This window comes from Bacillus sp. L381 (assembly GCF_030284525.1).
Taxonomy (GTDB): Bacteria; Bacillota; Bacilli; order Bacillales; family Bacillaceae; genus Bacillus; species Bacillus amyloliquefaciens.
The window spans coordinates 1243078-1262336 of sequence record NZ_CP127224.1; the positions used below are offsets into that span (position 1 = coordinate 1243078).

Consider the following 19259-nt stretch of genomic DNA (forward strand, 5'->3'; position numbering starts at 1 on the left):
CGTGAGGATAACAGATATTCAAACGGGACGGATATCCGTGCCGCTGAAAAAACCGTTTAAGACCGCTTTGCGCACGGTTTACAATGCTGAATCGGTCATTGTGAAGATTACATTTGACAACGGTCTGACCGGCTGGGGCGAGGCGCCGCCGACGGTTGTTATTACAGGTGACAGCGCTGCCGGTATCGAAAGCGCTGTTTGCGATGTGCTGAAGCCCGCTCTCTTGGGCCGGAACATTTCTGACAGGGAAGCAGTTTTGTATGACATCAGCCGGCTTTTGGAAAGAAATCAAAGCGCAAAGGCCGCGGTAGATATGGCTGTATATGACGGATGGGCGCAAATGCACGGACAGCCGCTTTATCAGCTTCTCGGAGGTTATCGGAATACGATGGAAACAGATTTTACCGTCAGCGTCAATGCTCCTGCGGAGATGGCAGGGGATGCAGACAGTTATGTGAGCAAAGGATTTCATATTTTAAAAATAAAAGTCGGCATAGGTGACATATCAGACGATATCGCGCGGATTCAGGCGGTCAGATCACGTGTCGGCGCAACCGTCAAACTGAGACTGGACGCGAACCAAGGCTGGACGCCGAAAGAAGCCGTGACCGCCATCCGAAAGATGGAAGACGCCGGACTTGGCATTGAGCTGGTCGAACAGCCTGTTCATAAAGACGATATCGCCGGGCTGAAACGGGTCACAGATGCCGTAGACACGCCGATTATGGCGGACGAGAGCGTCTTTACGCCCCGTCAGGCCTTTCACGTACTGCAAACGAGAAGCGCCGATTTAATCAATATTAAGCTGATGAAAGCAGGCGGCATAAAGCAGGCGGAAACCATCAATGCGATGGCGGAAACGTGCGGCGTGGAATGCATGGTCGGCAGCATGATTGAGACGAAGCTCGGCATTACGGCCGCAGCCCATTTTGCAGCGGGCAAACGGAATGTCACAAGGTTTGATTTTGATGCGCCGCTTATGCTGAAAAATGATTTCATAAAAGGCGGGATCACATACAGCGGCAGTCAGATTACGATCCCGGATGAACCGGGTCTGGGCATTACCGGTGTGTCGATGCAAGAGGAGGCAAAACAATGAGAGCAACCGTTACAGCGGCGGCAGCCAATGTATGGACGCTGCCGTCATCTCCCCGCCCGTATGATGCACCGATGCTCGAAAACCCGCCGCAAATCAGAAAATGGCTGGCGTCTATGGGATATGAAGAGCGGCTTCAACTATGCACAGACAACCTTGTCCAAACGCAAGTGCTTTTCGGGGAAGAAGTGATTATCCTTAAAGAGGAGGGTGAATGGGCTTTTGTTGCCGTTCCCGGCCAGCCTTCAAAAAAGGACGCGCGCGGATATCCGGGCTGGATGAAAAAAAGCCAGCTTTCAAAAAACAGCTTTCCCACATCTTCTCCTGCCGTATGGATTACCAAACCGACAACTTTTTTATATCACTCAAACGGCGAACCGGATCTTGAAGTGAGTTTCTTAACGCGTCTTCCGGCAGCCGGACGTGAAAATGGCTTTTTCCGGGTGGCGACGCCGCTCGGAGAACGATTCGTGAAGGAAGCTGACGCAGACGAATTCCGGCATACGAAAGGGCGGGCAATAGATATCATCGAAACAGGCATGATGTTTCTCGGGCTTCCTTATTTATGGGGTGGACTGAGCGGTTTCGGGTTTGACTGCTCCGGATTTATGTATTCGGTATTTAAAGCAAACGGTTATGCCCTTCCCCGTGATGCGCAGGACCAAGCAAAAGCTGGATTCGGCGCTGCGGTAAACGATATCCGGCCGGCTGATCTTTTGTTTTTCGCCTATGATGAAGGACAAGGCGCGATCCACCATGTCGGTTTGGCGCTGGGAGACGGCCGGATGCTGCACTCCCCGAAAACGGGAAAAACAATCGAAGTGCTGCCTTTGGAAGGAACCGTCTATGAAAAGGAATTATGCACCGTACGCCGCTGTATCAGCGAAAAGGGGGAATAAATATGACAGCATCTCCGCTCCTTGAAGTCAGCGGGCTGAAAATGCATTTTGACGCAGGAAGAAAGAAAGCCGTAAAAGCAGTCGACGGTGTCAGTTTTCACATTCAAAGAGGGGAAACATTCGGACTCGTCGGAGAATCGGGGTGCGGTAAATCGACGCTCGGAAGGGTTATTCTTCGTCTGTACGACCCGACGGCCGGTTCGGTATCATATGAAGGGATGGACATACACCGTGCCGTGCCAGATCAGCGGTCGGTCTTATTCCGCAAACTGCAGATGATTTTTCAAGACCCTTACGCCTCGTTAAATCCGCGCCTGACCGTACGGGAGATTATTATGGAGCCGATGGAAATCCACAATCTTTACAATACCCGTAAAGCCCGTCTGATGATGGCGGATGAACTGCTTGAAGCTGTCGGACTCCATCCGGATTTCGGCAGCCGGTATCCCCACGAATTCAGCGGCGGACAGAGACAGAGAATCGGGATTGCCAGAGCGCTTTCTCTGCACCCCGAGTTTATCGTGGCGGATGAGCCGATTTCAGCGCTTGACGTGTCCGTACAGGCGCAGGTCGTCAACCTTTTAAAAAGGCTTCAGAAGGAGAAAGGGCTGACATTTTTATTTATCGCTCACGATTTATCAATGGTCAAGCATATCAGCGACAGGATCGGCGTGATGTATTTGGGGCGCATGATGGAAATCACAGAAAGCGCTGCGCTTTACAAGGAACCGCTTCATCCTTACACGAAGGCGCTTTTATCGTCAATTCCGATCCCTGATCCGCTTCTTGAGGACAAGCGTGAACGGATTATTCTGAAAGGGGAGCTGCCGAGCCCCGTTAACCCGCCGAGCGGCTGCGTTTTCAGGACGCGGTGCCCTGAAGCGATGGAGCTCTGCGGTAAAATTACGCCTGAGCTTGAAGAAGTGAAGACGGGACGTTTTGTCGCCTGTCACTTATACAAAAAAGAAAGCTGACTTTAAATCGTCAGCTTTCTTTGTGATTAAACCTGATGCAGAAATGACACGCAGACCGGATACGGAACCGGTATGTCAGATTGAAGCAGAGTCAGTCTGCCCGTTTCCGGATCGCGTTCAAACAAAACCAGATTTCCCGTTTCTTCATTTGACGCGATAAGGAATGTTTCGGATGGATCAAACGCGAAATCACGCGGCCAGCTTCCTTCTGTCGGCACCCATTCAACAAGAGACAATTCCCCGGAATATTGATTGATCTTAAAGATGGCGATGCTGTCATGCCCGCGGTTGGCGGCATAAAGAAATCTGCCGTCTTTAGATATGCGGATCGCGCTGCCCTGGGATTTGTCAGTAAAGCCTTCAGGCAAAGCGGAAATGACCTGGAGCTCTCTGAATTCACCCAAGGTCGGATTGTATTCAAGCGCGATGACTTCATTGCTGATCTCCGTCATGATATAGGCGTATTTTTCCGCCGGATGGAAAACGATATGGCGCGGCCCTGAACCGGGTGCGAAAGAATGGGTTTTCACCTCTGTGAGCGCGCCGTTTTGCATTTGGTAAGTATACAGCGTATCCGTCCCTAAATCGACGGCCGCAATGTAATTATGCTCAGGTGTAAAGCCTGCGAAATGAGCATGCGGTTTCTCCTGTCTTTCATGAGGACCGGTCCCCGTATGAGCTGCTTCAGCTGCCGGCTCCTGCAGGCTGCCGTCCTGATTGACAGGGAAGGCGTGCACTTTTCCGCTGTGGTAATTAGCGGTTAAAACATATTCATGTTTACTATCAATGCTGACGTGGCATGGAGACGGGCCTTCAATCAGCTGATGGTTCACAAACGTTAATTCGCCGCTGTTCTGATTAATTTGATAGGCTGCGACGCCGCCTTTTCCGTCTGCTTTTTCAATGGAATACAGCATGCTGTTATCAGAGTTCGGTGTGACGTATGTCGGGTTGCCGAGCTTTGCAGCCAGCTTCGGCTGGCTGAGCTGTTTCGCTTCTGTATCAAGTTCAAAACAATAAATGCCTTCGCTTCCGCCTTTTGTATATGTTCCCGCGTATCCTATGTACTTAGCCATTCGGTTTCCCCCTTTAAGTCTTGTCTTCTCTATATTAACGTATCTTGAAGGAAACTGCCTGTAAATGTTTAAGATGTTCTGACAAGCGGCAGGGTGCAGCAGCGGAAGGAACCGCCCGATTTGATAATTTCGGAAAACTCGGTTTCAATGACATTATATCCCCTTTTCCTGAGCTCTCGGTTCGTATGACGGTGCTGCGGCAGGCTGATAATTGTCTGATTGCCGATTGACAGGATATTCGGTCCGAGCGTAAATTGTTCTTCTTCAGGCACTTCTATCATCTCAAAACGTTCGGCGAGAAGATCAATTTCTTTCTGTCGCAAGCCATTTTTGCAGTATAGCGCCTCCGTTTCCGAGATCATATTAAACACACAGTCCAAATGTAAGAAATCCTCCTTAAGAGGGATCGGCACGACGGTCATCTCCGGCAGCGCCTCCTGCAGCTCCCGGACAGCCGCTTTATCCGTGCGCTCGCTCAGCCCGGCATAAACGGTGCCGTCCGCGATCATGACGTCGCCGCCTTCAATGTTCGCTTTGCTGATTCGCGTATAAGGGATTTTCTCATCGTCAAGCAGGTGTTGAAACACCTTTTCTTCTCCCTGCCGGACTGAAGCCGCCATGCTTGAAATAAACGCTGTTTCTCCTAAGACAAATCCGATATCCCGGGTGAATACCTGCTCAGGCAATTCAGGATCGGCAGGCAGCAGGACGACTTCAATCTGATGAGATTTTAAAATGTCAATAAACTCATTATGCTGTTTGAGGGCGGTGGAGATGTCAATATTTTCTTGTTTGAAATGTTTTTGCGTTCCGTTAATAATATCTTTGATGGCCATGTGTTCCGGCCGGCATAAAATGACTGTTTTCAAAGCATCATATTCACTGCGGCATGCCGGTTTTTGCGTGGATTTGGGAATGGATACGTCCATGTGATAGCCTCCTATCAATATTCAATGTGCGTTTATTATTCCCGGATGTGATGAATAATGAAACATTTCTGACAGAATATCTAACCAACTTAACATTTAAAATTTTAGACAAAACGGTAAAAGTATTGTTTAATAGGTGGTAGCAGATGAATGAGTCAAAACGACCAGACACCAAAGGGGAGTTTGAATAATGAAGTTGCCAGAATCAAGATTTTGCAAAGAAACAAGGGTAGTCAAAACAAGCAGGGTTTTTCCGCTTGATACCAATAACCACAATACGCTGTTTGGCGGAAAGCTGATGAGCTACATTGATGATATCGCCTCAATTTCCGCGGCCCGCCACTGCCGGTGTGAAACCGTCACGGCCTCAATGGACTCTGTAGATTTTTTGCGCCCGATCGGCCAGCAGGATTCCGTATGCCTTGAATCCTACGTCACATGGGTCGGAACATCGTCTATGGAGGTGTTTGTCAAAGTCATTAAAGAGCATCTGATGACTGGGGAACGCGAGCTTGCGGCAACGTCATTTCTGACCTTCGTCGCGCTCGATTCAAACGGGAAATCGGTGCCCGTTCCGCGGATCGTGCCGGAAACCGAGGAAGAAATCATGCTTCACAATACGGCCGTTCAGCGCGCCGGAGAACGAAAAAACCGTTTAAAACACAGCAAGGCCCTGGCCGAGGCGCTCGGGACAGATAAGCCTTGGTAATCGTCAAACCGCTTTTTTAAAAAAGCGGTTTTTTTTACGCTGAAAAAGGACTTTTCCTGCCGGACCCATAATCTAATACAGGGAAAGGAGACGTGGCGTGTATGATGAAACATAAGTCTTCCGGCACCATCCTGACAACCGGGCGTATCCGCCTGCGCACCATGCGGGATGACGATGAAGAGAATTTGTACGGGCTGTTTACCGACAGAGAGGTCATGAAATATTATCCTTCTCTTAAAAGCAGACGGGAAACGAAGGAATGGATTGCCTGGAACAAACGATTGGCCAAAGGATACGGCGTGAGTCTTTGGATCGCAGAAGATAAAGAGACGGGTGCATTTCTCGGTCAATGCGGAATCGTTCCGCAGACGGTAAACGGAACCGCGATGATGGAAATCGGCTATATGTTTGCCCGCCGCCATTGGGGCTGCGGCTATGCAACAGAGGCTGCCAAGGCCTGTCTAACATACGGTTTTCAAACAAAGCAATACGGACGCATAGCGGCGCTGATTGATCCTAAAAACCTTGCTTCCGTCCGTGTCGCGGAAAAAATCGGCATGGTGCCCGGCGAGACCGTTAACAAATGGGAGAGGCAGCTGACGGTTTTTGACATCACATCTGACATTGAACGTTTCAGCGAAATGTAGTATGATACGAACAGACATGTTTTCTAGGGTTCCGCATGTTCACACATGGCCTGGTCCGAGAGAAAACACATATGCGGACATATTCCCGCATATGCACACGGAGGGAAAAAAGCCCGGGAGAGTCAATCTCATGTGAGACGACTATCCGGGCTTTTTTGTATTGTCCGAAAACAGAAAGGGTGAAGAACATGAAATGGGGTTTAGTGGTCTTAGCGGCCGTATTTGAGGTTGTATGGGTCATCGGCCTGAAACATGCAGATTCGGCGCTGACGTGGAGCTCCACAATTGTGGGCATCATCATCAGTTTTTATCTATTAATCAAGGCGACTAACAGCCTGCCCGTAGGAACGGTATATGCGGTCTTTACCGGTCTCGGGACAGCGGGCACCGTGCTGAGTGAAATCTTGCTTTTCAAAGAGCAGGCCGATCCGGTGAAAATCGTGCTGATCGGCGTTTTGCTGATCGGTGTCATCGGATTAAAGCTGGTCACACAGGATACGCCTGAGACGAAGGAGGAGAAGGCGTAATGCATTGGATCAGTCTGATAGCCGCGGGTCTTTGTGAAATGCTCGGGGTCATTTTGATGAATCAATTTCAAAAAGAAAAGAAAATCAAATGGATTCTCTTCATTATCGTCGGTTTTGCGGCTTCATTTTCGCTGCTTTCTTATGCGATGGAAACGATCGCGATGGGAACGGCTTATGCAATCTGGACGGGTATCGGCACGGCGGGCGGCGCGTTAGCCGGTATTCTTTTCTACGGAGAGCAGAAGGATGCGAAGCGCATCTTTTTCATTGCGCTTATTTTATGCGCTGCCGTAGGATTGAAAATTCTTTCGTAAATTGATTTTTAACAAATCTTCAGTATAATCTATAATAAGTTACGAATTATGAAGATACGAGGGATTAAAACATATGAATTCATATATGACACAGCGGCTGAATGAATACCGCGAAGGGAATGAGGAAAAAGGGCGCCTGCTCGTCAGCTGCCCCGACCAGCCGGGAATTGTATCGGCTGTGTCCGCGTTTTTGTTTGAACATGGCGCAAATATTATTGAATCAAATCAATATACGACAGATCCTGAAGGCGGGCGGTTTTTTCTTAGGATTGAATTCGACTGCAAAGGCATTCGGGAGAAAAAAGAGGACTTAAAGCAGGCGTTCGCTTCAATCGCCCAAACATTCGGCATGACATGGAGCCTGTCTCTGGCAAGTGAGCTGAAGCGCGTGGCGATCTTTGTATCGAAGGAGCTGCATTGTCTTCATGAACTCATTTGGGAATGGCAAAGCGGCAATATGATGGCCGAAATTGCGGTCGTCATCAGCAACCATGAAGAGGCGAAAGAAGTGGTTGAACCGCTGAATATTCCGTTCCATTACATGAAGGCTAACAAAGACATCCGCGCGGAAGTTGAACGGCGCCAGCTTGAGCTGCTGGAGCAGTATGAGATTGATGTGATCGTTCTTGCCCGCTACATGCAGATTTTGACGTCTGACTTTGTATCTGCACACCCGAATCGGATTATCAACATCCACCATTCATTCCTGCCGGCCTTTATCGGCGCCAATCCGTATAAACGGGCTTATGAGCGCGGAGTAAAATTAATCGGCGCGACATCTCACTATGTGACGGATGACCTTGACGAAGGCCCGATTATTGAACAGGATATTGAACGCGTCGATCACAGAGATCACGCAGAGGATCTGAAGAATATCGGCAGAACCATTGAGCGCAGCGTATTGGCAAGAGCCGTAAAATGGCACTTGGAAGACCGCGTCATCGTACACGAAAACAAAACGATCGTATTTAATTAATAGCGGTCCGCCGGGGAGGCGGGCCGTTTTTTATGGATGAAAATGTCTTGACAAGAACCCGTTTTCTTTGCATAATATAAAAAAATCATTGAGCGTTGAAGAGGATCAGTACGCAGAACTTTCTGTGACAGAGAGCAAAATGGCCCGCTGAAACATTTTGCCGCATGAAACCTGCCGAACCTGCCTTGGAGTCCTGAGGGGAAAACTCAGGCGCGATAACCTGGCGTTACAGGAAAGCGGGACGCGTGCAAAACGCGTTCAAACAAGGTGGTACCACGGAAAGCCCATTTCGTCCTTATTTTTCAGGACGGAATGGGCTTTTTTTATTGATGAGCCGGTTTGGATTGATTGCCACGGAGGAGAAACTATGAAAAAGCAGAGAATTGTTGTGAAAATCGGGAGCAGCTCGCTCACAAACAGTAACGGAAGTATTGATGAAGCCAAAATCAAGGAGCATACGGAAGCCATTTCATTATTAAAAGAAAACGGGCATGAAGTAATCCTCATTACCTCAGGCGCGGTGGCAGCCGGTTTTTCCGCTCTCGGCTATCCGGCGCGCCCCGTTACGATAAAAGGAAAGCAGGCAGCCGCCGCGGTCGGCCAGACGCTTTTAATGCAGCAATATATGGACCATTTAAAAAGATACGGTCTGACGCCGGCGCAAATTTTATTAACAAGAAATGATTTCTCAAAAAGAGAGCGGTACAGAAATGCGTATGCCACGGTAATGGAATTATTGGAGCGGGGAGTCGTGCCGATTATTAATGAGAATGATTCCACATCAGTCGAAGAACTGACGTTCGGAGATAATGACATGCTGTCGGCGCTTGTGAGCGGCCTGATTCATGCAGACCAATTAATGATTCTCACAGACATTAACGGGCTGTACGATGCCAATCCGAATGAAAACCCTGACGCAAAGCGGTTTGACTATTTGACTGACATTACACCTGAATTGCTCGGGTATGCCGGATCAGCGGGCTCGAAGGTCGGCACCGGAGGCATGAAGTCAAAACTTCTCGCTGCCCAGACCGCATTGTCGCTCGGAGTTAAGGTGTTTATCGGAACCGGTGCCGGACGGGAAAAACTGAAGGTGATTTTAGACGGTAAAGGCGACGGCACATATATCGGTGATAAAGAGCTGTCCTCCGTCAATAATACACGGCAATGGATCATGTTTCATTCTCCGATATCAGGGGAAATCATCATTGATGGGGGAGCGGAGCAGGCGATGATCCATAACGGCTCAAGTCTCCTTCCGGCCGGTGTCGCCGATGTCTGCGGCAGTTTTCCGAAAGGGGCCGTGGTGGAAGTCAGAGGTCCCGGCGGCATCATCGGCAAAGGGCAGACGCATTACTCATCCGATGAGATTTTGGAAGCCAAAGGGAAGCGGAGCGATCAGCTTCCGGGCGCGAAGCAGGTGGAAGTGATTCACAGAAATGATTGGGTGAATTTATTTGACGAGGGGGAAAACAAATGAGTGAAGTATTGCAAAAAGCTGCCTTGGCAAAAGAAGCGGCTGCCGAAATGGTCATGAAAACGACTGCTGAAAAAAACGAAGCGCTCCAATGTATTGCAGACGGACTCAGAAATGAACGCCAGCTGATTTTAACAGAGAATCAGAAAGATATTGAAGCGGGACAGAAAAGAGGGCTGACACCTGACATTATTGACAGGCTGACTCTTGATGAAAAACGCCTGCTCGATATCGCGGATGCTGTAGAACTGTTAATCGGTCTGGAAGATCCCGTCGGTGAATCATTGGAGACCATTCAAAAAGAGAATGGATTATCCATTGAAAAAATCCGCGTGCCCCTCGGAGTAGTGGGCATGATCTATGAAGCCAGACCGAATGTTACCGTAGACGCTGCCACACTTTGCCTGAAAACCGGAAACGCGGTTGTGCTCAGAGGAAGTTCGTCAGCCATCCACAGCAACAAAGCGCTTGTCAGTGTGATGAAACGCGCACTGGGACTGTCAAAGCTTCCGATTGATGCCGTTCAGCTCATAGAAGATACAAGCAAAGAAACCGCGAAACAGCTCTTCACATTAAATGACGGGCTGGATGTATTGATCCCGCGCGGCGGCAAAAATTTGATTGATCTGGTGGTCAGGGAATCAACCGTACCCGTGTTAGAAACCGGAGCGGGCAACTGCCACGTGTACATAGATGAGTCAGCAGATCCCGATATGGCAAGAGATGTCGTCATCAACGCCAAAACACAGCGGCCTTCTGTCTGCAATGCGATTGAATCTCTTTTGATTCATGAAAAATGGGCGGAAGTACACGGACGAAAGCTGCTGAATCAGCTGACAGAAAAAGGGGTGGAGCTACGCGGAGATCAGATGATTTGCGAGCTGGAGCCTAATGCGAAACAAGCCGAAGAGGCCGATTGGGGAGCGGAATACCTGGCGCCGATTCTCAGTGTAAAAACGGTGCATGACGTACAGGAGGCGGTCCGCCACATTCAGCAGTACGGCACAAACCATTCAGAAGCCATTCTGACGGAAAACGGTGAGCATGCCGCTTACTTCCAGACAGCCGTTGACGCCGCCGCCGTGTATCATAATGCTTCCACACGGTTTACAGACGGCTTTGAATTCGGGTACGGAGCCGAAATCGGCATCAGCACGCAAAAGCTTCACGCGAGAGGACCGATGGGGCTTCCGGCGTTAACATCTACAAAAATCATTATTAAAGGAAACGGACAAATCCGCGTATAGTCTTTTTAAGCTTATCCTTGAAAAAGGGTAGGCTTTTTTTGTGCGGGGAGATTGACGATTCATATTATATTGTGTACAATTTAATTGTACACAATATAATAGAGGTGAATTCACATGACAAAACCATTATTTACAGCTTCAGTATCAGCCGCCGGCGGACGGGAGGGAAAAGTCTCGTCTTCTGACGGTGTGCTGAATCTTGATGTTGCCATGCCGGGAACGCCAAGAGCAAAACGGCTCGAACATGCCACAAACCCTGAACAGCTGTTTGCTGCAGGATACTCTGCCTGCTTTGACAGCGCCCTTCAGCTCGTAGCGAGAAAAGAGCGCCTGAGTATTGAAACAGAGGTCACAGCGCATGTCAGTCTGCTGAAAGATGAAGCAGACCAAGGATATAAACTCGGCGTTACCCTTGAGGCCAAAGCATCCGGCATTGATAAAGAGGAGCTTGAGGCACTTATTCAAAAAGCGCATGGTGTCTGCCCGTATTCAAAAGCGACAGCGGGAAATATTGAAGTAAATCTTCTGGCAGCAGAATAAAAAATAAGGATGCCCATTCGGGCATCCTTATTTTACGCCATGCAATGTTTTCAAAACTTCATAAAGCGCCTGCTTTACCTGCTTTAATTCCTCTTTTGACAGACCCGTCTGTTCCAGCATGGCAATGGGAATATCCGCCGCCATTTTCTGCAAGGCGCGCCCTTCATCTGTCAATCTGATCGTCACGGAGCGCTCGTCTTCAGGCGACCGCTTTCTCATAATGATTCCGCGCTGCTCCATCCGTTTCAGCATCGGTGTCAGCGTTCCGGAATCCAAGTGCAAAAGTTCACCCATCCGTTTTACATTCAGTTCTTCGTGCTCCCATAATAAGAGAAGCGCCAAGTATTGCGGATAGGTCACATTGAGCTTATCAAGCAGCGGTTTATACCGTTTCGTCATTTCCCTGGAGCTTGCATACAACAAAAAACAAAGCTGATTCTCCAGTTTCATATGTTCAAATTCTTTTTCTGCCATAATTTCTTTCACCAACTCTTTGTTTGTTAACGTTACCCCTATTGTAGCCGAAAAAAGGCACATTTCCTATTCCTATCATGTTTAAAAATATGAGCAGGGGCAATATATACAATAAGCACAATGAGGAGGCTGATAATTATGGCATTATTTACTTCAAAAGCGACCGCAGTCGGCGGACGGTCAGGACATATTAAATCCGAAGACGGAGTGCTGGATTTTGACATCATCATGCCGAATGCAAAAAAAGACGGTGAAACCGGCACAAACCCTGAACAGCTGTTTGCGGCAGGATATGCCGCCTGCTTCGGGGGAGCGCTTGAGCTCGCCGCCAAAAAACAGAACATCGACATGACCTCTGAAATTGAAGGACAGGTCAGCCTTTTAAAAGATGAGAGCGACGACGGATACAAAATCGGCGTAACACTCGTCATCGATACAAAAGACCTTGATAAAGAAACGGCGGAGAAGCTTGTACACGCCGCTCACGAGTTCTGTCCGTATTCAAAAGCAACAAGAGGAAATGTTGACGTCAAACTTGAACTCAAATAAATACACGAACGAATATCCCGGATCTTATATCCGGGATATTTTATTAACGAAAACATCAGTAATGATCTCTTCTCTCCCGGAATAAGAATACGATATAGCACTTTAGCATAATGACACCAAGAGAAACGAGGGAGAAATCGATGTCTCTTCCAAACATACCGAACATCACCCCCGACATTTCACTCTCCAGATGTGAGACTTTGAACCTCCTTCTTTCATCCGTTGCTATGGAAGAAATCGGATTATCCCATATTCTGCAGGCGGAAGCAGAAAGAATTCAAACATTTCTCGGCGCTTCCGGCGATCCCACTTTAGGGGAATTGTCAGCAATCAATAGAAGCACCGAACGGCTCCTGCGCACCGTCATGAAATCCCAGCTCCTTTTGCAGACGAAGCTCGAGGACATTATCTACTTACAGGATTCTGAAGCCTGTATGGATCCGGGCGACCCAAGTCATCCGAGTGACCCGGGCGATCCGGACGACCCAGACGACCCAGATGACCCGTGGGATCCGGATGATCCCTGCGAACCGGATGATCCGGGCGACGATTCAAGCGGCCCATGTGATCCGAATCCTTCACCTGAAGATCCGTGTGACGGCCTGTTTTACGGCCGCATCGGCTGCTGTGAGTGCGAGGATTGTGAGGAATGCGGATGGAAGAGGAAAGGCGGGGAGCGTTCATAAAGAAAGAGACGGGTGAAGCATATGCCGTATCCAAGCATCGCAAAAGCGAAACAGACATCTTTTGAAGCCATGCATTGTCTCACGATTGCGCTGTTAAATATATTATCTGTGACCGTTGATAAAAGAAGGGGTTCAAATTACAAGGAAGAAATCAGGCTGTTCTCCGCATTGTGCCGCTGGCAGATGGAAACAGGCGGGCGGCTGTTTTTAATGATCAGCCTGGAAAGAGGGCAGGAGCGGATGTATGAGCGGCACTTTCATGAAATGAAAACAGTGACGGAACGAACGAAAAAATTCATTTCTGAAAGCCCGCGCGAATTCCGGGCGCATCCCATTACGAAGCGGGCGGTCAGGCAGCTTCAAGAATGGCAGGAATGGAATACAGAATCATCTGCCGAACCTGCCGTCAGATGGGTGAGGCCTGTCATCGTAACGATGAACGGCACTCCTGAACGGCCTTGGTTCAATCCACAACTCCAAAAGCGGGAAAGGTGAGAAAATGAGCGGAAATGCCGAATGTAAACTGACGCTTTGCATGATTGTAAAAAACGAGGAGAGATATATCTCCCGCTGTTTATCAAGTGTACAAGATATTGCTGATGAGATCGTTATCGTAGACACCGGATCACAAGATAATACAAAAGATATCTGCAAAAACTTTCAGGCCAGAGTGTATGATTTAGAATGGGAGAATGATTTCGCAAAGGCGAGAAATTACGGTCTGCAGCATGCCGAAGGGGATTGGATTTTAATGCTTGACGCGGATGAAGAGCTCGATCAGGAGACGGGCCGCTTTTTAACTTCGCTGCTTCATGACGAATTACCGAGCCGGGGCCTTTTGAAGATTATCAATTATACGGGAAAACAGCTGGATGAAAACGAAGCGTTAGAAAGCATGCAGCCGAGACTGTTCCGCAATCATGAAGGCCTTTTGTATCAAGGCAGAATTCACGAAAATATCATGTCTTCCAATGAGGAAGAAAACAATGCTTTTTTTACGCTTCCTTGTGTGATTCATCACTACGGCTATTTGGAGCAGGAAGAAAAGATCAAACAAAAACATAAACGGAATATCAGCATTTTAAATGAAGAGCTTTCAGAGGAAACGCCTGATCCGTGGCTTATTTATCATTTGGCAAGTGAATGTTACAGAATAAAAGACTATGAAAAAGCATTACACCTTGTCAACGGCTCAATTTTTCAATTTTTAAGTGAAAACCGAATGCCTCCGTCTCTCTTGTATTATCTAAAATATACAATATTGCTTGAACTCAAACGGTATGAAGAAGCCGAGCAGGGGATTGAAAAGGTGCTCAGGCTTTATCCCGATTACAGTAATCTTCATTATTATAAAGGTCTTGTATTATATCATCTGGAGAAGTACAGAGCGGCAATCAAAGCATTTGAAAACGGGACGCGGATTGAAGAGGAAAACCCTGGTCACTTAATTTTAAAAGGCGCCGCCGATTTCAGAGCTTTTTATTATATGGCGAAATGCCATGCTGAATTAAACCATGATATGACGGCCATCGCTTACGCCAAAAAATCCGTGAAATCTAATCCTCAATTTAAACCCGCACAAGAACTTCTGTCTCAATTAAAAAAGGATCAGCGGACAAACGCCTGATCCTTTTTTATCTGTTCCATTAAGATAATCGAATGATATTTAATGCTGCACCGACACTTCCTCCAAGCAATGTCGCCGCACCCAATAATCCGAACAGCTGGAGCTGGATGGTGCTGTCTGCTGCCAAAGTCACAATGAAGGAGTTATTGAAGTTTGCCAATGACGCGACCGGTGCAATAATTGAACTTGGAAATGGAGTGCCGTTAATCAAGACCCGTGAACTGACAAGCAGGCCGGCCGTTAAATTAATATGGTAGGAGATATAGTATCGTCCTGCCGGAGCAACGGTAAACACAGTATTTGCAGCATTAGCCGTAATATCTGCGGAAAGGTTTTGATCATTCGGCAAGGAAATGGTTGTGCCGCCGACAACAACTGCGACAATACCGCCGCCTGTATTACTTGCAAAGCCGGAAGTTGCTGTTAGACTTGTTCCGGTGACGCCCGTAACGCCGGTGATTCCGGTCGGCCCGGTGGCTCCAGTAGCGCCAGTGATTCCAGTCGGTCCAGTGTCACCGGTAGCACCAGTGATCCCGGTCGGCCCGGTGACTCCAGTAGCGCCAGTGCCTCCCGTCGGTCCAGTGTCACCAGTAACGCCGGTGATTCCAGTCGGTCCAGTGTCACCAGTAACGCCGGTAATCCCGGTCGGTCCAGTGTCACCGGTAGCCCCAGTGATCCCGGTCGGCCCGGTGACTCCGGTAGCGCCAGTGATCCCGGTCGGTCCAGTGGCTCCGGTAACCCCAGTGATCCCGGTCGGTCCAGTGGCTCCGGTAACCCCAGTGATCCCGGTCGGTCCAGTGTCACCGGTAACCCCAGTGATCCCGGTCGGTCCGGTGGCTCCAGTAACACCGGTGATTCCGGTCGGTCCAGTGTCACCAGTAACGCCAGTGATTCCGGTCGGTCCAGTGTCACCGGTAACGCCAGTGACCCCGATCGGCCCGGTGGCTCCAGTAACGCCGGTGATTCCGGTCGGCCCAGTGGTTCCGGTAGCACCAGTGATTCCAGTCGGTCCAGTGTCACCAGTAACGCCTGTGATTCCAGTCGGCCCGGTGACTCCGGTAACGCCAGTGATTCCAGTCGGTCCGGTGTCACCAGTAACGCCAGTGATCCCGGTCGGCCCGGTGATTCCGGTAGCGCCAGTGATCCCAGTCGATCCGGTTGCTCCGGTAGCACCAGTGATTCCAGTCGGCCCAGTGGTTCCGGTAGCACCAGTGATTCCAGTCGGCCCGGTGGCTCCGGTAGCGCCAGTGATCCCAGTCGATCCGGTTGCTCCGGTAGCACCAGTGATTCCAGTCGGCCCAGTGGTTCCGGTAGCACCAGTGATTCCAGTCGGTCCAGTGGATCCGGTAGCACCAGTGATTCCGGTCGGTCCAGTGTCACCAGTAACGCCTGTGATTCCGGTCGGCCCGGTGATTCCGGTAGCGCCAGCTGTTCCCGCCGCGGCTAAAAGTGTATAGTCAGCTGAAGCTCCAGGGGTTCCCGCCGGGCTGTTTACGTTGGCAACGTAAGAGCTGCCGTTGAACGTAACGGTCTGTCCGGCAGTATACGAAGGAGCGGCGAGGGGATCAAACGGCACGATACCCTGCAGACCGGCGCCGGTAACACCAGTCGGCCCGGTCGGCCCTGCGGCAGCTAAAAGCGTATAATCGGCAGACGTATCCGGAACCCCGGCAGGCGAAGCTGTGTTCACGACATAGGAGCTGCCGTTATACAGGACAACCTGACCGGTTGTGTAAGTAGGGGCAATCAAAGGATTAAAAACAATAATCCCTTGAAGACCCGCACCGGTGACCCCCGTCGGCCCGGTCGGCCCGGTTGGCCCCGTCGCTCCGGCCGGCCCGATTGCTCCAGTCGGTCCAGTGGGTCCGCCGGCTGGTCCAGTCGGTCCCGTAGCCCCGGTCGGTCCCGCCAGTGTAGGGATATTTGAGATACTGTCCAATTTTGAACCGAGAAGAAGCTCCTGTTTCATTAAGCTGTCAAGCGTATCACGGACGCTCTCGTTCAAGTTCAGAATATCCGCAAGACTTGACGGCGGTCCAGTTAAGCCGGGAATCGTTCCGAGCGCGTATTGGATTTTTTCCCCTTCCGCATTCAGAATATGTGCCATCCCCAGTTCTTCCATAGCAATTGCCGAAAGAAGAAGGTTAATGGTATCGTCCCTGGAAAGGGTAACGACAGGGGTGATATTCGGTAAATTAGGCTGTGACACAACGTCCCTCCTTATGAGTTGGTGGAAAGTTTCTTCATTACGTACAAAGTAGCCAAAAAAAGCGTAAAGCAGTACGGTATCAATATATTCACTTGTTCTGTCCAAGTTTCTGAGCCGATTACCTTGGGCACGGTCCACAGCTTGTGTAAATCACACAATCGTCAAACTGGTCTGTTTGAAGCGTCCGGCACGCATTCCGGATCGCTGCTTGATGTCACATTGTTCACGCTCTCAACTCCCAGTGTGACCGCCCGTTTTAAAAATGAAGTATGCTGATTCATCCCATGTCCTCCGAGTTGCTCGGATGCAGGAAATTAGATCATATACTTAAAGCTTTAGCTATATATCCTGTGCGTTTCCGATAAAAACTTTCTTTTTCATTTCCAGTTTCCTGTACAAAAGGGCAAGAAGCATAGAAGGGATCGTACAAACAATCATTCCGATAAAGGCATACCTGGGTTCAATTTCGTATAGAAAACCTCCAAAAATGGTAAATACCGCTGTGCTCCAGCTGAGCGCCAGCGCTGAATACATGCCTTGGGCTTTCGGGACTTGCACAGGTGAAATATTCTTAATTAAGTATTTCATAAATGCATAGTGTCCCATCGCGAATGAACATGCATGCAGCGTCTGCGCAATACAGAAAATGATGACATGCGGAAAGGCAAATACCAGTATCCAGCGTACGGTTGCACCAAGCGCCGCCATGGCGAGCAAAGAGCCTGCTGAAAATTGATGAAAGCAACGGTCAGCGATTGCAAAGAAGATGATCTCCGCGATAACGGCGATATTGATGATGATCCCTATTGCATATGCGGGTGCATGGATTTCTTGCAAAAAGAGATAACCGTAATTGTAGTAAGATGCATGTGCCGCCTGCAGTAAGATGACGATTGCGAGCACCAGACCGAAATGTTTGACGCGGAATAAGGAAAGCATGCCCTCTTTTTTTGCGCGGTCTGTTTCCGGCCGTTTTGAAAGAACAGCAGGGGCATGCATAAAGCTGAGGCATACGAATATCAGAGTGCCTAAAAGCAGTGCCCATAAAATCACTTGATCCCCAAACATGCCTGTAAAGACGGACAGGATAATGCCGGCTGAAACGAATCCGGCGGACCCCCACTGGCGGCTGGTCCCGTAATCCTTTAATTCGTTATGCTGTACAAGGACGCCGCAAGCGCTGTCTAAAGCAGGCATCAAAGCCGGGTAAAACACATGCAGCGCTAATGTCACAAGAAGCAGGCTTGGGAAAGAATCAGCCGGAATATAACATAAAAGTGCAAGAAGCGTGCCGATTCTGGCGCCATTCAGTAAGGCTTTGCTGCTGAATTTTCCTGATAAATAAGGAAAGAAAAGTAATGTGGAAATCCCTCTTGCTGTCAGGCCTAAGCTCATAATGAAACTGGCTTCGGATACGGAAATCCCTTTTATATGCACCATCCATCCCGTCCAATAGGGCAGGAAAACTCCCCATGTCATAAAAAAACTAAAAAAATGCAGACTCATCCAGCGATATGCGTTCATTCCCGTTCCTCCTTTAATTGGCATGTTATCATGTAAAGACGTAAAGACAATATGAGATATCTCATATTTTTGGGGTGGACGATGGAAATTTATAAAGGTGAGAAAAAGCGGCACCAGTTAGAAAAACACTCAATCGCGCATTTATTTTCTTTTCCCGCAAAAGAGTATATGGAAGTGCGCGAATATCAGCGGGATGAATGGGTGATTCAAGAGGGCAGGAGGCCGGAATTCCTGTTTTACGTGATTGAAGGAAAAGCGAAAATATATGTAACCCATCAAAACGGGAAAGTGTCGTTAATTAATTTTATCAACAAAAATGATTACATCGGAGAAATGGAACTATTACATGAAATGTATTATACAAAAGGAATTCAGGCCTCAGCGAAGACTGTTTGTTTTGCTCTGCCGATTGACCGCTGCCGCTCGCAATTGCTTCAGGATGCGAAATTCCTGCGTGAATTGGCTAAGTTTTTAAGTATAAAGGCAACACTTATGGCTTCAAAGTATTCACAAAGTCTGGCGTTCCCGCTTGAAAACCGGCTTGCTGATTTTATTTTGCAAACGGCTTTTGAAGGATTTTATAAAGAGAAGCACATAACGGTTTGTGATTATTTAGGTGTATCTTACCGTCATCTTTTACATGTACTGACGCAATTCTGCCAAAAAGGGTATTTGCAGAAAGAAGGGCGGGGCTATCAAATTAAGCAGCATGATTCACTGTATGACCTTGCAGAGGCGCTGAAAAATAAGTAACGGGCCCAGAAAAAAACAGCCATCCG

General features: G+C 48.8%; 21 protein-coding genes, 1 riboswitch and 1 other annotated feature. Of the genes, 16 read left to right on the plus strand and 5 right to left on the minus strand.

Annotated elements, in window-relative coordinates; translation table 11 throughout:
• The first annotated feature begins 1 nt into the window (after position 1).
• Genes QRX25_RS06340 through QRX25_RS06350 form a run of 3 tightly spaced genes read left to right on the plus strand, consistent with a single transcriptional unit; the run spans position 2 to position 2969 of the window.
• Positions 2–1099, plus strand: coding sequence for a mandelate racemase/muconate lactonizing enzyme family protein (locus QRX25_RS06340; protein WP_212101091.1), 1098 nt, complete (start codon positions 2–4; stop codon positions 1097–1099).
• A complete protein-coding gene (locus QRX25_RS06345) occupies positions 1096–1995 on the plus strand; it encodes a C40 family peptidase (RefSeq protein ID WP_212101094.1) in 900 nt (299 codons plus the stop codon). The genes QRX25_RS06340 and QRX25_RS06345 overlap by 4 nt, the downstream gene beginning before the upstream one ends.
• Positions 1996–1997: 2 nt before the next feature.
• Complete coding sequence (locus QRX25_RS06350) at positions 1998–2969, plus strand: ABC transporter ATP-binding protein (protein WP_065981271.1); 972 nt, start codon at positions 1998–2000, stop codon at positions 2967–2969.
• Between the two features lie 26 nt (positions 2970–2995).
• Here the strand turns inward: QRX25_RS06350 and QRX25_RS06355 are convergent, their stop codons facing one another.
• Together QRX25_RS06355 and QRX25_RS06360 are read right to left on the minus strand one after the other, a co-directional pair.
• Positions 2996–4045: a lactonase family protein gene (locus QRX25_RS06355; RefSeq protein ID WP_212101097.1), complete on the minus strand. Its 1050-nt coding sequence runs from the start codon at positions 4043–4045 to the stop codon at positions 2996–2998.
• Between the two features lie 68 nt (positions 4046–4113).
• The gene (locus QRX25_RS06360; protein ID WP_212101100.1) at positions 4114–4974 is read right to left on the minus strand and encodes a dimethylarginine dimethylaminohydrolase family protein; all 861 of its coding nucleotides are present in this window, start codon (positions 4972–4974) and stop codon (positions 4114–4116) included.
• A 190-nt stretch (positions 4975–5164) separates the two neighbouring features.
• Between QRX25_RS06360 and QRX25_RS06365 the strand changes: the two genes are divergently transcribed.
• From QRX25_RS06365 to QRX25_RS06400, 8 genes are all read left to right on the plus strand, one after another.
• Positions 5165–5683 carry an acyl-CoA thioesterase gene (locus QRX25_RS06365; RefSeq protein WP_003154772.1) on the plus strand — a complete coding sequence of 173 codons (519 nt, stop codon included), beginning with the start codon at positions 5165–5167 and terminating at the stop codon, positions 5681–5683.
• Positions 5684–5784: 101 nt separating this feature from the next.
• Entirely contained in the window at positions 5785–6330 is a 546-nt protein-coding gene (locus tag QRX25_RS06370) for a GNAT family N-acetyltransferase (protein ID WP_065981274.1), read from the plus strand.
• A 12-nt stretch (positions 6331–6342) separates the two neighbouring features.
• Positions 6343–6452, plus strand: a riboswitch (guanidine-I (ykkC/yxkD leader).
• Positions 6453–6518: 66 nt separating this feature from the next.
• Positions 6519–6857, plus strand: coding sequence for a DMT family transporter (locus QRX25_RS06375; RefSeq protein WP_065982866.1), 339 nt, complete (start codon positions 6519–6521; stop codon positions 6855–6857).
• On the plus strand, positions 6857–7171 hold the full coding sequence (locus tag QRX25_RS06380; protein WP_065981275.1) for a DMT family transporter: 315 nt from the start codon (positions 6857–6859) through the stop codon (positions 7169–7171). Before QRX25_RS06375 ends, QRX25_RS06380 begins: the two co-directional genes overlap by 1 nt.
• 73 nt (positions 7172–7244) lie before the next feature.
• Positions 7245–8147 carry a formyltetrahydrofolate deformylase gene (purU, locus tag QRX25_RS06385; RefSeq protein WP_045506614.1) on the plus strand — a complete coding sequence of 301 codons (903 nt, stop codon included), beginning with the start codon at positions 7245–7247 and terminating at the stop codon, positions 8145–8147.
• An 86-nt stretch (positions 8148–8233) separates the two neighbouring features.
• Positions 8234–8447 (plus strand) — a binding site (T-box leader).
• Positions 8448–8514: 67 nt separating this feature from the next.
• Positions 8515–9627 (plus strand): glutamate 5-kinase, encoded by a 1113-nt coding sequence (gene proB / locus QRX25_RS06390; protein WP_065981276.1) that lies wholly within the window; start codon positions 8515–8517, stop codon positions 9625–9627.
• Complete coding sequence (proA, locus tag QRX25_RS06395; protein WP_212101103.1) at positions 9624–10871, plus strand: glutamate-5-semialdehyde dehydrogenase; 1248 nt, start codon at positions 9624–9626, stop codon at positions 10869–10871. The genes proB and proA overlap by 4 nt, the downstream gene beginning before the upstream one ends.
• Before the next feature lie 114 nt (positions 10872–10985).
• Positions 10986–11411: an organic hydroperoxide resistance protein gene (locus tag QRX25_RS06400; RefSeq protein ID WP_212101106.1), complete on the plus strand. Its 426-nt coding sequence runs from the start codon at positions 10986–10988 to the stop codon at positions 11409–11411.
• Positions 11412–11438: 27 nt separating this feature from the next.
• Here the strand turns inward: QRX25_RS06400 and QRX25_RS06405 are convergent, their stop codons facing one another.
• Entirely contained in the window at positions 11439–11948 is a 510-nt protein-coding gene (locus tag QRX25_RS06405; RefSeq protein WP_283092423.1) for a MarR family winged helix-turn-helix transcriptional regulator, read from the minus strand.
• A gap of 75 nt (positions 11949–12023) precedes the next feature.
• Between QRX25_RS06405 and ohrB the strand changes: the two genes are divergently transcribed.
• The 4 genes from ohrB (at position 12024) to QRX25_RS06425 (ending at position 14747) form a co-directional block, all read left to right on the plus strand.
• Positions 12024–12434, plus strand: coding sequence for an organic hydroperoxide resistance protein OhrB (gene ohrB, locus QRX25_RS06410; protein WP_045506603.1), 411 nt, complete (start codon positions 12024–12026; stop codon positions 12432–12434).
• A gap of 140 nt (positions 12435–12574) precedes the next feature.
• On the plus strand, positions 12575–13120 hold the full coding sequence (locus QRX25_RS06415; RefSeq protein WP_212101112.1) for an alpha-helical endospore appendage domain-containing protein: 546 nt from the start codon (positions 12575–12577) through the stop codon (positions 13118–13120).
• Between the two features lie 21 nt (positions 13121–13141).
• Positions 13142–13615: a hypothetical protein gene (locus QRX25_RS06420; protein ID WP_065981281.1), complete on the plus strand. Its 474-nt coding sequence runs from the start codon at positions 13142–13144 to the stop codon at positions 13613–13615.
• A 4-nt stretch (positions 13616–13619) separates the two neighbouring features.
• Entirely contained in the window at positions 13620–14747 is a 1128-nt protein-coding gene (locus QRX25_RS06425) for a glycosyltransferase (protein ID WP_065981282.1), read from the plus strand.
• A 19-nt stretch (positions 14748–14766) separates the two neighbouring features.
• On the opposite strand, the gene QRX25_RS06430 is transcribed toward QRX25_RS06425, so the two are convergent.
• Both QRX25_RS06430 and QRX25_RS06440 read right to left on the minus strand, forming a co-directional pair.
• The gene (locus tag QRX25_RS06430) at positions 14767–16956 is read right to left on the minus strand and encodes a BclA C-terminal domain-containing protein (RefSeq protein ID WP_212101115.1); all 2190 of its coding nucleotides are present in this window, start codon (positions 16954–16956) and stop codon (positions 14767–14769) included.
• A gap of 339 nt (positions 16957–17295) precedes the next feature.
• Positions 17296–18480 (minus strand): MFS transporter, encoded by a 1185-nt coding sequence (locus tag QRX25_RS06440; protein ID WP_212101117.1) that lies wholly within the window; start codon positions 18478–18480, stop codon positions 17296–17298.
• An 81-nt stretch (positions 18481–18561) separates the two neighbouring features.
• On the opposite strand from QRX25_RS06440, the gene yeiL reads away from it, so the two are divergent.
• On the plus strand, positions 18562–19233 hold the full coding sequence (gene yeiL / locus QRX25_RS06445; RefSeq protein ID WP_212101119.1) for a transcriptional regulator YeiL: 672 nt from the start codon (positions 18562–18564) through the stop codon (positions 19231–19233).
• The last annotated feature ends 26 nt before the right edge of the window (positions 19234–19259 follow it).

Bases quoted from the DNA above. Each gene is read 5' to 3' on its own strand.
- ohrB (WP_045506603.1), top strand. From the start codon at position 12,024: ATGGCATTATTTACTTCAAAAGCGACCGCAGTCGGCGGACGGTCAGGA.
- yeiL (WP_212101119.1), top strand. From the start codon at position 18,562: ATGGAAATTTATAAAGGTGAGAAAAAGCGGCACCAGTTAGAAAAACAC.
- QRX25_RS06400 (WP_212101106.1), top strand. From the start codon at position 10,986: ATGACAAAACCATTATTTACAGCTTCAGTATCAGCCGCCGGCGGACGG.
- QRX25_RS06405 (WP_283092423.1), bottom strand. From the start codon at position 11,948: ATGTGCCTTTTTTCGGCTACAATAGGGGTAACGTTAACAAACAAAGAG.
- QRX25_RS06370 (WP_065981274.1), top strand. From the start codon at position 5,785: ATGATGAAACATAAGTCTTCCGGCACCATCCTGACAACCGGGCGTATC.
- QRX25_RS06365 (WP_003154772.1), top strand. From the start codon at position 5,165: ATGAAGTTGCCAGAATCAAGATTTTGCAAAGAAACAAGGGTAGTCAAA.
- proB (WP_065981276.1), top strand. From the start codon at position 8,515: ATGAAAAAGCAGAGAATTGTTGTGAAAATCGGGAGCAGCTCGCTCACA.
- QRX25_RS06420 (WP_065981281.1), top strand. From the start codon at position 13,142: ATGCCGTATCCAAGCATCGCAAAAGCGAAACAGACATCTTTTGAAGCC.
- QRX25_RS06415 (WP_212101112.1), top strand. From the start codon at position 12,575: ATGTCTCTTCCAAACATACCGAACATCACCCCCGACATTTCACTCTCC.
- purU (WP_045506614.1), top strand. From the start codon at position 7,245: ATGAATTCATATATGACACAGCGGCTGAATGAATACCGCGAAGGGAAT.
- QRX25_RS06355 (WP_212101097.1), bottom strand. From the start codon at position 4,045: ATGGCTAAGTACATAGGATACGCGGGAACATATACAAAAGGCGGAAGC.
- QRX25_RS06345 (WP_212101094.1), top strand. From the start codon at position 1,096: ATGAGAGCAACCGTTACAGCGGCGGCAGCCAATGTATGGACGCTGCCG.
- QRX25_RS06360 (WP_212101100.1), bottom strand. From the start codon at position 4,974: ATGGACGTATCCATTCCCAAATCCACGCAAAAACCGGCATGCCGCAGT.
- QRX25_RS06375 (WP_065982866.1), top strand. From the start codon at position 6,519: ATGAAATGGGGTTTAGTGGTCTTAGCGGCCGTATTTGAGGTTGTATGG.
- QRX25_RS06350 (WP_065981271.1), top strand. From the start codon at position 1,998: ATGACAGCATCTCCGCTCCTTGAAGTCAGCGGGCTGAAAATGCATTTT.
- QRX25_RS06380 (WP_065981275.1), top strand. From the start codon at position 6,857: ATGCATTGGATCAGTCTGATAGCCGCGGGTCTTTGTGAAATGCTCGGG.
- proA (WP_212101103.1), top strand. From the start codon at position 9,624: ATGAGTGAAGTATTGCAAAAAGCTGCCTTGGCAAAAGAAGCGGCTGCC.
- QRX25_RS06440 (WP_212101117.1), bottom strand. From the start codon at position 18,480: ATGAACGCATATCGCTGGATGAGTCTGCATTTTTTTAGTTTTTTTATG.
- QRX25_RS06425 (WP_065981282.1), top strand. From the start codon at position 13,620: ATGAGCGGAAATGCCGAATGTAAACTGACGCTTTGCATGATTGTAAAA.